8 protein-coding genes are annotated in these 13,099 nt (G+C 46.9%); 5 read left to right on the plus strand and 3 right to left on the minus strand.

What is annotated here, in order from left to right; translation table 11 throughout:
* The first annotated feature begins 86 nt into the window (after positions 1-86).
* The 5 genes from ON006_RS20005 (at position 87) to rbp (ending at position 8,417) form a co-directional block, all read left to right on the plus strand.
* Positions 87-1,646, plus strand: coding sequence for an acyl-CoA carboxylase subunit beta (locus ON006_RS20005; protein WP_244821147.1), 1,560 nt, complete (start codon positions 87-89; stop codon positions 1,644-1,646).
* Between the two features lie 315 nt (positions 1,647-1,961).
* Positions 1,962-3,236 carry a Gfo/Idh/MocA family oxidoreductase gene (locus ON006_RS20010; protein ID WP_244821148.1) on the plus strand — a complete coding sequence of 425 codons (1,275 nt, stop codon included), beginning with the start codon at positions 1,962-1,964 and terminating at the stop codon, positions 3,234-3,236.
* 74 nt (positions 3,237-3,310) lie between these two features.
* Positions 3,311-6,748: a 3-keto-alpha-glucoside-1,2-lyase-like domain-containing protein gene (locus ON006_RS20015; RefSeq protein WP_244821149.1), complete on the plus strand. Its 3,438-nt coding sequence runs from the start codon at positions 3,311-3,313 to the stop codon at positions 6,746-6,748.
* A 175-nt stretch (positions 6,749-6,923) separates the two neighbouring features.
* On the plus strand, positions 6,924-7,757 hold the full coding sequence (locus ON006_RS20020; RefSeq protein WP_244821150.1) for an SMP-30/gluconolactonase/LRE family protein: 834 nt from the start codon (positions 6,924-6,926) through the stop codon (positions 7,755-7,757).
* 42 nt (positions 7,758-7,799) lie between these two features.
* Positions 7,800-8,417 (plus strand): RNA-binding regulator, encoded by a 618-nt coding sequence (gene rbp / locus ON006_RS20025; RefSeq protein ID WP_244821151.1) that lies wholly within the window; start codon positions 7,800-7,802, stop codon positions 8,415-8,417.
* A gap of 79 nt (positions 8,418-8,496) precedes the next feature.
* Here the strand turns inward: rbp and ON006_RS20030 are convergent, their stop codons facing one another.
* The 3 genes from ON006_RS20030 to ON006_RS20040 form a co-directional block, all read right to left on the minus strand.
* Positions 8,497-9,687, minus strand: a complete 1,191-nt coding sequence (locus ON006_RS20030; protein ID WP_244821152.1) for a nucleoside permease — start codon at positions 9,685-9,687, stop codon at positions 8,497-8,499.
* Positions 9,688-9,736: 49 nt separating this feature from the next.
* Positions 9,737-12,400 carry a DNA mismatch repair protein MutS gene (mutS, locus tag ON006_RS20035; protein WP_244821153.1) on the minus strand — a complete coding sequence of 888 codons (2,664 nt, stop codon included), beginning with the start codon at positions 12,398-12,400 and terminating at the stop codon, positions 9,737-9,739.
* Positions 12,401-12,485: 85 nt separating this feature from the next.
* Positions 12,486-13,082, minus strand: a complete 597-nt coding sequence (locus tag ON006_RS20040; RefSeq protein WP_255772904.1) for a pseudouridine synthase — start codon at positions 13,080-13,082, stop codon at positions 12,486-12,488.
* Positions 13,083-13,099: the final 17 nt, after the last annotated feature.

Consider the following 13,099-nt stretch of genomic DNA (forward strand, 5'->3'; position numbering starts at 1 on the left):
AGAATGCAATAATTTCCCGAATCAGTAAAATGACGCTATATTTATAATCTGTACAAAAACAAATGTAACCATATCGTCCGTATTACATGGAATCAGTATCTGCCGCGACTTCAAAAAAAGAACTTTTAGATCAAAAAAACGCAGAAGCCGATTTAGGCGGTGGTGAAAAAAGAATACAGGCACAGCATGACAAAGGAAAATTAACCGCCCGCGAACGCATAGCCGTATTGCTCGACGAAGGTTCATTTGAAGAAATTGGCAAGTTTGTCATGCACCGGAGCAAAGACTTCGGACTCGATAAGGAACATTACCTCGGCGATGGCGTGGTAACCGGTTATGGCAAGATGAATGGCCGCCTGATATACATTTTCGCACAGGACTTCACCGTTTTCGGTGGCTCACTTTCTGAAACTCACGCCGAAAAAATATGCAAGATTATGGACCTCGCCATGAAAAACGGTGCCCCATTGATCGGTTTGAATGATTCGGGCGGTGCCCGGATTCAAGAGGGCGTACTTTCACTCGCTGGGTACGCTGATATCTTTTATAAAAACACATTGGCCAGCGGTGTCATTCCGCAGATATCGGCGGTAATGGGGCCGTGCGCGGGAGGAGCGGTTTACTCCCCTGCTATTACTGATTTTATATTAATGGTTGAAAACACGAGCTATATGTTCGTGACAGGGCCTAATGTGGTCAAAACCGTGACGCATGAGGAAGTGACTTCCGAAGAACTCGGCGGGGCGATGACACATGCTACCAAATCCGGCGTCACCCATTTTGTTTCGCCTAACGAGGTAGAATGCCTTTTGGCCATCAAAAAATTACTGAGCTACGTCCCGCAAAACTGCGAAAACGATGCGCCAAGATATCCATATACCATTGGAAACGAGCTGCGGCCAGCATTAAATACCATTATCCCCGACAGCGCCAATCAGCCGTATGATATGCGCGACGTGATTTCAGAATTAACTGATACAGATAGTTTCTTTGAAGTACATGAGCATTTTGCAGATAATATCGTCGTCGGTTTTGCGCGCATTGCAGGCCGGAGCATTGGTATCGTTGCCAATCAGCCCGCGGTCCTGGCTGGTGTCCTCGACATTCATGCCAGCCAGAAAGCAGCCAGATTTGTGCGTTTTTGTGATTGCTTCAACATTCCGTTGCTGGTATTGGAAGATGTACCCGGTTTCCTGCCCGGTACCGATCAGGAGTGGAACGCGATCATTACCAATGGAGCGAAGTTGCTCTATGCATTTTGCGAAGCGACGGTTCCGCGCATTACCGTCATTACCCGCAAAGCTTACGGTGGCGCGTACGATGTGATGAACTCCAAGCACATTGGCGCCGATATGAATTTTGCCTGGCCTAGTGCAGAAATCGCTGTGATGGGTGCCAGCGGCGCTGCCGAAATCATTTTTAAAAGGGAAATTGCGCAGGCTGAAAACCCGAAAGAAAAGCTTCAGGAGAAAATTGAAGACTATACCGAAAAATTTACCAATCCTTATCGCGCGGCACATCGCGGCTATATCGACGAGGTGATTTATCCGGAGCAAACCCGTGAAAAACTGATCAGGGCTTTTGAAATGCTCGAAAACAAGGTAGACGTTCTGCCGCGCAAAAAGCATGGCAATATCCCGCTTTGATCAACCATTGATTTTATAGGAATGTGAGAGGAAATGATAGGCATTATTTGGTAATTTTCAATTAATGTTCACGAACACACGGCTTGTTTTGCTACATTCTAAATATTGTCATAATTTCACAACTGCTTACGAAGCCTGATCAACGTAGAATGGTATATCAAATCGCAGTCGGCTATCGGCAGTCGGCAATCAAGGGGTATTCTTGACCATAATTTAGTTTACATCGTCAATTCGATGGCCGACAGCCGACTGCCAATAGCTTTCTAAAATCTCGTATTTATATTCAATAACAATTTTCCTAAATATCCTTAACCAATGAAAGAAAAGAAAGGCACCTCTGCGTCCAGGAGAAAGTTCATCAAGGGCTCACTGGCAACGCTGGCCACATTTTCAATTGTACCGCGTCATGTCCTCGGTAAAGGCTATATCGCTCCCAGCGACCAGTTGACCAAGGCTATCGTAGGAACCGGCTCCATGGGCCGCGGACACATTCCTTATGCAGGTACCAAAGTTGTAGCGCTTTGTGACGTGGACAAAAAGCATTTGGACATTGCCGCAGGCATGGTGGACAAGGGTGTAAAGACCTTTTCGGATTACCGTGAACTGATCCAGCTTCCCGAGGTGGATATCGTCCACGTGGCGACTCCCCCGCACTGGCACGGGATTATTGCCGCAGATGCTGCCCGCGCTGGAAAGGATGTTTGGTGTGAAAAACCAATGACCCGTACCATTGGAGAAGGCAAGCGTTTGGTAGAAGCCGTGCAGCAGCATGGCAGAATATTCCGTCTCAATACCTGGTTCAGGTTTGAAGATAATTTTTACGGAATGAAAACGACCGTAAAACCCATTAAAAAATTGGTTCAGAGCGGCCTGCTTGGCTGGCCTTTGAAAGTGACGGTGAGCAAGCATACCGGTTTCGACTGGAAATTTTATTGGGTTGGCAAAACCAATAATACTCCCCAGCCCGTTCCCGCAGAACTGGACTACGAAATGTGGCTCGGCCCTGCTCCCTACAAGCCATACAGCGAGCACCGTGTTCACCAGACTTTCCGCGGATATTGGGATTACGATGGCGGCGGGCTTGGCGATATGGGCCAGCATTACATTGACCCTATTCAATATTTCCTTGGTAAAGACGATACCAGTCCCGTTAGTGTTGAAATTGACGCTCCACAGCAGCATACCGAAGCCGTAGGCACGTGGAGACGCATTACCTACACCTATGCGGACGGTTGCCAGATCGTACTCGACGGCGAAGCCAAAGATGAAAAGGTAGCATACATTGAGGGACCAAAAGGAAAGCTTTATCAGAATTTCAAATCCGACATTCCTGATCTTGAAAAGAAACTGGCTGCTTTCCCAGACCCGGAGCCACAGGTAACTGACTTTGTGGATGCTGTTAAAAACCGCAAAAAGTTTGCCCTTAATGAAGAAAACGGTCACCGCTCCTGCACGATCGTCAACATGGGACTTGCTGCGTTGCGACTGGGACGTTCATTGAAATTTGACCCTGAAAAACAGGAGTTCATTGACGATGAAGGCGCGAACCGTCTGATCAACCAGCCCATGCGTGGTCCCTGGACGATGTAGAGAACATCCTATTCATTAAACCGAACCCAAAAAAGCTAACCGCTAAAAGCTGTGTGCTACTAGCTACAACCCAAATGAAAAGAAAATTATATACCATACTGGCCCTCTGCCTGATCGTAATGCAGGTAACGGCCCAGACAGACAACTCGCTGACCGCAAAGGTGACGGGACTATTGTCAAAATTCCCTTCGCAGAATGAAGCCGCATTAAAAAAGAACATGGAAGAGCTTGCCCAGCTCGGAAAGCCAGGCCTGGTGCAGATCGCTTCCATGCTGACGCCGCTTGGTAAAGGAGACAACACCAAAATCCAGTATGCATTAGGCGGTTTTACCTACTATGCGTCCCAGGCAGGCAAAGAATCATTGCGTCAGGAAGCGGCCGAGGCTTATGGAGAGGCACTATCAAAAGTAAATGACCCGGACAGCAAAAATTTCCTTATTTATCAGATTCAAACTGTTGGTAAAGACGAGTCTGTCAATGTTTTGAAATCCTATCTGACGGACGAAAGACTGGCAGGGCCAGCTTCAAGGGCTTTGGCACGAATAGGTTCACAAGCTGCCGGAGCAGCGTTGTTACAAGCATTGAGCGGAGCTTCGGGCACCAGCCAGATCGCCATTACGGAAGCATTGGGAGGAAGCCGTTACAAAGAAGCAGCAGCCACCATTGAAAAAACGGCAACCAGCGCTGACCTGAATTTGCGTAAAGTAAGCTTGTACGCTCTTTCCGAAATCGGGGTTCCTTCTTCTGAGCCTATTCTAGCAGCCGCAGCTCAAAAAGTAGCTTACAGCTACGATGAAGCTGATGCTACCGCGGTTTACATTAAATATCTCGCACGACTTGCAGAAAATGGAAGTGCTCCCGCAGCAGAAAAGGCAGCATTGGCATTGATCAAAAATACACCGGACGCCAAGCAAAGCGCTACCCGCTCGTCTGCATTGAAAGTTTACTCTGACATTAAAAAGCGTGAATCCGTTCCGGTACTAGTGAGTGCATTGCAAAGTACGGATGCTCAATACCGGGCGGCGGCTTTGAAACTGGGCCAGAAATACCTGATGGCCGATGGTACCACGCCCTGGCTGAATGCATTGAAAAAGGCAAAGCCGGAAGTACAGGCCGAGATCATTACAATGCTGGGCCGCGCTGAATCGAAAGATGCATTGCCGGTTGTTCTGAAATCATTGAATGCAAAAGATCCGAAAGTAAAGAAGGCGGCTATCTGGGCTGCTGGTAAAATTGGCCAGGAAGCTAGTGTTGCAGGTTTGCTATCGGTTTTGAAAACAGGAACTGCCGAGGACATTGCGACTGTTAAAAGCAGCTTGTTGACTATCAAAAGCGACAAACTCGTGGATCAGCTTGCGACAGCATTGCCAGGTTTGCCAGCTACTGCTCAGCCAGCTGTTATAGATGTGCTGGCGGCAAGAGCTGCTAGTTCTAAACTATCGGTGGTATCTGCGCTTTTGAAAAGTACAAATCCTGAGGTGAAAAAGTCGGCATATGATGCATTGAAATCGCTTGCCACGAGCAATGACCTGCCTCAGCTGTTTACATTACTGAATGCCGGTGGAAGCGCTGAGGAAATTACTGCGGTTCAAAGGGCGATCAGTGCAGGAGTGAAAGGCTCCGGCGACATGACAGCGCAAAGCGACCTGATCCTGAAACAAATGCAGGCTTCCCCAGCCGATAAACAAGCGAATTATCTGGCAGTACTGGCCAGTATCGGTGGTAAAAAAGCATTAGCTTCCGTGGTATCGTCGTACGGAAGCGGCGACGCGGGTATTAAAAAGTCAGCGATTCAGTCATTGTCTTCCTGGGCGGACGCCAGCGCGGCCAATGAATTGCTGGCGATTGCGAAGAAAACAGGCGATGCTGATGATTTCAATGCAGCATTGTCGGGATATGTTGCTGCTACCGCTAAGTCTGCGAAGCCAGCAGCTATCAAGGTCATTATGCTGCGCGACGCAATGGCCCTTGCCAAAACCGATGCCCAGAAAGAACTGATCCTGAAAGAACTTCCTAAATACAGAACATTCAATGCATTGCTTTTTGCAGGCAAATATCTTGACAATGCAGGTACTCAACAGGCAGCCGCACAAGCTGTGATGACCATTGCATTGGCCAACAAGAACCTGTACAGTGCTGAAATCCGTGAGTTGCTTACCAAAACTGCCACGGTTTTGAAAGGTCAGGACAGCGACTACCAAAAAGAATCAATCCGCAAACATTTGTCGGAACTACCAACGGGCGAAGGCTTTGTTCCTTTGTTCAATGGAAAAGACCTGTCTGGCTGGAAAGGTTTAGTTGAAAACCCGATAGCCCGCAGCAAAATGAGCCCCGATACTTTGGCTGCAAAACAGAAAAAAGCAGACGAAGCTGCTAACAAAGACTGGTACGCGAAAGACGGAGAACTGGTATTCTCTGGCCACGGCGACAACCTGGCGACCGTGAAGCAGTACGGAGATTTTGAAATGTATGTAGATTGGAAAATCCTGAAAGATGGTGACGCCGGAATTTATCTGCGCGGTACACCGCAGGTACAGATCTGGGATACGTCGCGTGTGAGCGTCGGTGCGCAGGTAGGCTCGGGAGGCCTTTACAACAATCAGAAAAACCCAAGTAAACCTAGCAAACTGGCCGACAACGCAATTGGTGACTGGAATACTTTCCACATTACCATGATCGGCGACCGTGTTTCGGTGGATTTGAATGGTGAAAATGTGGTGGACAATGTGGTTCTGGAAAACTACTGGGACCGTAACCTGCCGATTTTCGCAAAGGAGCAGATCGAGTTACAGGCCCATGGCAACCAGATCAATTACCGGGACATTTACGTTCGTGAAATCCCTCGTCCTGAGTTCACATTACCCGAAGCTGAAAAGAAAGAGGGTTTCAAACTTCTTTTCGACGGTACCAATATGTTTGAATGGGTAGGAAACAAAACTGACTATTTCATCGAAAACGGTGAGCTGGTAGTTGACCCTAAAAAAGGTGGAAAAGGCAACCTTTACACCAAAGATGAGTTCAGTGATTTCGATTTCCGTTTTGAATTCCAGCTTACGCCTGGCGCCAACAATGGATTAGGGATCAGAACGCCGATGGAAGGAGATGCTGCTTATGTAGGAACCGAAATCCAGATCCTGGACAATGACGCGGATATCTACAAAGACCTGCACGAATACCAGTACCACGGCTCGGCTTACGGCATTATTCCTGCCAAGAGAGGATTTTTGAAACCCCTTGGTGAATGGAATTATGAAGAGGTACGCGTTCAGGGATCCAAAATAAAAGTTACGCTGAACGGAACGGTAATCCTGGATGGTGACCTGGCAGAAGCAAGCAAAAACGGCACAGTGGACCATAAGGAACATCCCGGACTGAGCCGCACAACCGGACACCTTGGATTTTTGGGACACGGATCGGAACTGAAATTCAGGAACATCCGGATCAATGATCTGACGAAAACTGTGGAAGCGCCGGTGGTTACTACCAAGAAAAAATCGAAGAAAAAGAAGTGATCAGAAGCCGGTAATTACATCAAATAGTGAATGAAAAAAATTTGATATGAAACCGGATTAAAATAGTAAAAAAAATTAAAAAATGCCCGGCTTAATCAGTTTGGGCATTTTTATTTAGCTTTGATTTAATGATCGGGAAATATCCTGTATCTGATCTGTTCCAAACTCGACCTTTATGAAAATCAAGCACATTTTATTTTCAACGTTATTATCAACTTTTAGCCTGGCAACTGTTCAGGCGCAGCATACATTAACCCAGTCCTGGTCTACGGAGGCTTCGTTGCCAATTCCCGAATCTGTATTGTACAGCGCTCCAAATAAAGTGCTTTATGTGGCCCTGATTGACGGAAAACCAGGCGAAAAAGACGGAAAAGGCGGCATTGCAAAGGTAGCATTGGACGGTAAGGTTATTGCCAACGATTGGGTGACCGGCCTCAACGCTCCGAAAGGGATGGGGATCATGGGTTCGAAACTATACGTGGCCGACGTTACCGACGTGGTAGAAATTGACATAAAATCAGGTAAAATCCTGAAAAAACATGAAGTGGAAGGCTCAAAATTCTTAAATGACCTTACTATTGATTCCAAAGGCAATATTTATGTTTCTGATTCAGACACGAAAAAGGTACATTTGATTAAGGACGGTAAAGTTTCTACTTATTTTGAAGACCTCACCCGCCCGAACGGATTGCTGGCAGTAGGATCGGATCTGCTGATCGCGGACAGTGGAACATTGAAAAAATTGAGTGCAACCAAGGAAGTTACCGTTCTTGCTGAGGGTATGGATAAAAGTACCGACGGCATAGAACAGGTAAAACCAGGCGAGTACATTGTTTCTTGCTGGGCTGGGCACGTTTACTATATCAAAGCGGACGGAACAACGGAAAAACTGCTGGATACCAGCGCCGATAAGACAAACTCTGCGGATATAGGCTATGATTCGGTTAAAAAAATCGTCTATGTGCCTACTTTCATGAAGAACAGTGTTGTAGCTTATCAGCTAAAATAAATATCTTTATAACCTAAAAATCAATTAAACACAGGCGTTTCCATGGACATTTTTGTTGGGAGTCTTTCTTTTAAGTTAAAGGAAAGCGAACTGCGTGAAGCTTTCGAAAAATTCGGCACAGTGAGCTCCGCGAAAATTATCATTGACAAGATTACACGTCAAAGCAAAGGTTTCGGGTTTGTAGAGATGCCTGATGAAGATGAGGCAAAACTGGCCATTAGTCAATTGAACGGAGCAGAAATGTATGGAAGACCGTTGGTGGTGAATGAGTCTCAGAAGAAGGAAGCTGGCGCAGCCCCGAGAGGCGACTTCAAAAAAGAAGGAGGATTTAGCAGACCAAGACCTTCCGACAGCGGAAGTAGCGACAGACCAAGCGGCGCCGGATCAACCGGTGGCAGCTCAGGAAGTGGTTACAGCGGAGGTGGCGGATATAGCGGTGGCGGAGGTTACAGCGGCGGGGGTGGCGGTGGATATAGTGGTGGAGGCGGTGGCGACCGTTACAAAAGCAGCGGAGGTGACCGTGGACATGGTGGCGATCGCGGTGGAAAACCAAGATCTGACGATCGTTTCGGAAAAGGAGGAGGGGACTATAAGAAAGGTGGAGGTGGCTCCAAAAATTACAGCCGCCGCGCCGATGACGATGACGACGATTTATATTAAAATAGGAAATGCCTGCAAGCGAATACTTGCAGGCATTTTTTTTATTTCCTGAATCAGCAAGCAATGGTCAGGAATGACTTCATGCAGTCGCCTTGATTTTATTGTCTTTGAAAAATAATACAAAAAGAACCAGTACGACCGCTGCGATTCCCGCAGGGACCATCCAGATGCTCGTCCAGTTTTTCACATTGTCAACAGTATAAATATCAGCCACCACACCGGCCAACCACGATCCTATACCCATTCCGATACCATAAGTGGCAATTGAAATAAGCCCCTGTGCAGAAGATCTGTACTTCTCGCCAGCCTTGCTATCGGTATAAATCTGGCCTGTAACAAAGAAGAAATCATAGCAAACGCCATGCAGAACAATTGCAAGATACAGCAACCATTCGCTGGAAGCGTCGCCGTAACCGAAGCCGATAAAACGTACGATCCATGCAATAAGACCCACTACCAGCATCCATTTCACACCAAAACGACTGAAAGCAAAGGGAATAAGAAGCATAAATACCACTTCGGATGCCTGACCAAGCGACATCTTGTTTTCCACATTGGTCATGCCCGAATCGGTCAGAGAAGGGTTCGCCATCGCATAGTAGAATGACAAAGGAATGCAGATCAGCAGAGATGAAATAAAGAAAATTGCGAATGACCTGTCCTTAAACAATTTGAACGCATCCAGACCAAGAATGTCCGCAAAAGTGGTGTTAGAGCTAGGTTTCGGAGGCGTATTAGGCAAGAAGAAAGAATAAACACCCAGGAATGCAGCAGAAAACATGGAGATCTTAAAGATCATCACATTATCTCCGAAGCCATAATAACCAATGATGTTCGTCACCACGATCCAGGCCACCGTACCCATTACCCGGATAGCAGGAAAATCCTTTTCGGAATCCGTCACCTGCTGCATGGCGATGGATGTGGTAAGAGACATTGTCGGCGCGAATGTGATACAGTAAAGCAGGATCACCCAGAAGAATGTATCCGCATCCTTAACCCCGGACAAAACGTACAATATGACCGCTCCCGCCAGGCTAAGCACACCCAGAACTTTCTGTGCTGCGAAGTAACGATCGGCGATCATACCCACAAAGAATGGCGCAATGATCATTGCAATCGAGAATGCTGCATAAGCGTTTCCTACCTGCGTACCGGTGGCACCGAGCTCGGTGAACATGTATTTACTCATTTGCCCATACCATGATCCCCACACAAAATAGAGGAGGAACATCATAGCCATCAACTGAAAACGCGTCGAATTTTTCATAAAAGGTTATAGGAGATTGGATTTAAAATTTAGTTGGATATTCATAGGATTAGTTCTTCACAATTTTCTGAAACTCATTCAATTTCAACAAAGCTTCTATCGGCGAAAGCGTGTTCACGTCCACCAGCGTAAGTTTCTCTTTCAGCTCTTCCATACGAGGATCGGCAGGCTCGAAAATACTGAGCTGGAAGTTGTTCTTGGGAATTTCTTTCACGCGCTTCTTGTGCTCATGGGCAACATGGTCTTTTTCCAGATGCTGCATGATCTCGCTGGCCCGCAACACGATGGGTTGGGGCATTCCGGCGATTTGCGCCACATGAATACCGAAACTGTGCGCACTGCCTCCCGGTTTTAGTTTTCGCAGGAAAATGACCCTGTTATCCACTTCCTTGACAGCCACATTGAAATTTTTGATTCTTGGAAAATCGTCTGCCAGCTGGTTCAGTTCGTGATAATGGGTTGCAAAAAGCGTTTTTGGTTTGTGGCCCGGCTGGCTGTGCAGGTACTCGGCAATGGCCCAGGCAATGGATACACCGTCATAGGTACTCGTACCACGCCCGATTTCGTCCATGAGTACCAGGCTGCGGTCGCTCAGGTTGTTCAAAATGCTGGCGGTTTCAGTCATTTCTACCATGAACGTACTTTCTCCACGGCTGAGGTTGTCGCTGGCCCCTACCCTTGTAAATATTTTATCAACAAGGCCAATAGAAGCCGATTTCGCAGGAACATAGCAGCCCATTTGCGCCATCAGTACGATCAGCGCAGTTTGCCTCAGCAATGCAGACTTACCTGCCATGTTAGGCCCTGTGATGATAATGATCTGCTGGGTTGCATCGTCCAGGTAAAGGTCATTGGGCACGTAGCTCTCGCCTAGCGGCAGCTGCTGCTCGATCACCGGATGTCGCCCATCCTTGATATCAAGCTCTTTGCCTTCGGTAATGACCGGTTTAATGTATTTATTTTTTCGCGCCGTGGTAGCAAATGAACTCAGTGCGTCCAATGTTGAAATGACCAGCGCATTTTGCTGAATTGTGCCGACATATTCCGCGGCAGTCATCATGATTTCGCTAAAAATCCGGAATTCGATCGTAGAAATCTTGTCTTCCGCATTCAATATTTTCTCCTCGTATTCTTTAAGCTCAGGCGTAATGTAGCGCTCGGCGTTCACCAGTGTCTGCTTTCTGATCCAGTCAGTCGGCACTTTATTTTGATGTGCATGCGTTACTTCCAGGTAGTACCCGAAGACTTTATTATAGGCAATTTTCAATGAACCGATACCGGTACGCTCGATTTCCCTGTTTTGAAGTTTCAAAAGAAAATCTTTTCCTTCATAAGAAATCGCATGCAGCTCATCGAGTTCTGCATTCACACCGCTCTTGATCATACGTCCCTGGTTAGAGAGTACAGGAGCGTCTTCACGGAGTTCAGTTTCTATTTTTTCAACCAGAAAATCACATGGATTAAGCTGGTCTGCATATTTTTTCAGGATAGCGAGCGCCGGGTTCAAGCCTTTTTTGGCGGACTCTTTCTTTCCGGATTTCGTTTCTTCTTCCTCCAAAAGCTTTGATAACAGATCCTGGATGGGATCTATTTGTTTCAAAGATTTTTTAAGCTGTACCAGTTCACGAGGATTGATCCGTCTCACAGCAACTTTGGAAATAAGGCGTTCCAGATCTCCGATTTGCTTCAAATACTGAATAACCGAATCGTGCAGATCCTCATTTTTCAGGAAATGCTCCACGGTATTGAGGCGTTCTTCAATCGGCAGCTTTTCTTTGAGGGGCAGTACCATCCATTTGCGCAAAAGCCTCGCGCCCATTGGTGTGACTGTTTGATCCAGAATCTGTATCAACGGCACGCCACCTTCCTGCTGCGGATACACCAGTTCCAGATTTCTTACAGTAAATCGGTCCAGCCAAACGTATTTTTCTTCTTCCAGACGTGTAATACGACCGATATGCGCAATTTCCTTATGTTCTGTTTCGTGCAGATAGTGTAGGATCACGCCGGCAGCGATGATACCCATCGGCAGTGCCTCTATTCCGTACCCTTTTAATGTAGTGGTTTGAAAATGAGTGGTAAGCCGCTCATAACCATAGTCATATCCAAAACACCAGTCTTCCAGCTGGTAAGTATGGTACTTCCCGCCAAAAAGCTGATTGAATTCCTGTCTGTGTTTTTTGCAAAATAAAACTTCCGCAGGACCGAATCCCTGCAGCATTTTATCTACATACGCAGCATTACCCTGCGAAGTCATGAATTCACCCGTCGAAATATCCAGGAAAGCAATCCCGTATAAATCGTCCGGGCCAACATGAACTGCTGCCAGGTAATTGTTTTTACGGATATCCAGCACATTATCATTGTACGAAACGCCGGGCGTCACCAGCTCGGTCACTCCACGTTTGACAATGCCTTTTGCTGTGGCAGGATCTTCTAATTGGTCGCAAATCGCCACACGTTCACCAGCCCGGACCAGTTTGGGAAGATAGTTATCAAGAGAATGATGTGGAAAACCGGCCAGCTCCTCATGCGCACCGCCATTGTTCCGACGGGTGAGGACTATGCCTAAAATTTTGGAAGCCCTGATTGCGTCTTCTCCAAATGTCTCGTAGAAATCACCCACCCTGAAAAGCAGCAATGCTCCCGGGTACTTAGCCTTAATCTCGTTGTATTGCTTGTTAAGTGGGGTTTCCTTATGTGCCTTTGCCAATTATTAGCCTAATTTTAAGAACAGGTTATGTACAAAATTAACCCTTCTCTCCGGTTTGGCAAGACCGCGGTGCTCTTTTGTGGGATCAATCGTAAAAGCGCCTTGCTTCTTTGGCTGTAACTTCCCATACGTCCCCTGGATTAGGGAAATTTCCACTTTTGTCGGCCAAAGAAATTTTCCCGATCGACCAGCGGGCAAGTCTCAGTGTGGGGAAACCGACAGCAGCCGTCATTCGCCTTACCTGGCGGTTTTTGCCTTCATGCAGGGTAAGCGATACCCAGGATGTAGGTATATTTTTTCGGAAACGAATGGGCGGGTCTCTGTCCGGAAGCACAGGTTCTGCAATGGACATTACTTTGGCCGGGAGAGTCTGGTATTGCTTGCCATTAATGGATATTGCCACGCCCGAGCTCAGGGACTCGCATGCTTCTGAGGTAACATTTCCTTCTACCTGGACGTAATATGTTCTGGTATGTCGGTTTCTCGGTTCGAGCAATTTTGTTTTTAGAAAATTGTCATTGGTTAAAAGCAGCAAACCTTCGCTGTCCGCGTCCAGGCGGCCAACGGGATAAATGTCTTTGGGAAAATCAAAATCCAGGTCTGCCAGCGTAGCATGATCGCCTTCACGACTAAACTGCGAAAGCATGCCAAAAGGCTTATAAATGAGAAAGTAACGAAACAATGGAAAAGATTTATTAG

Origin of the sequence: Dyadobacter pollutisoli (assembly GCF_026625565.1) — a bacterium.
Taxonomy (GTDB): domain Bacteria; phylum Bacteroidota; class Bacteroidia; order Cytophagales; family Spirosomataceae; genus Dyadobacter; species Dyadobacter pollutisoli.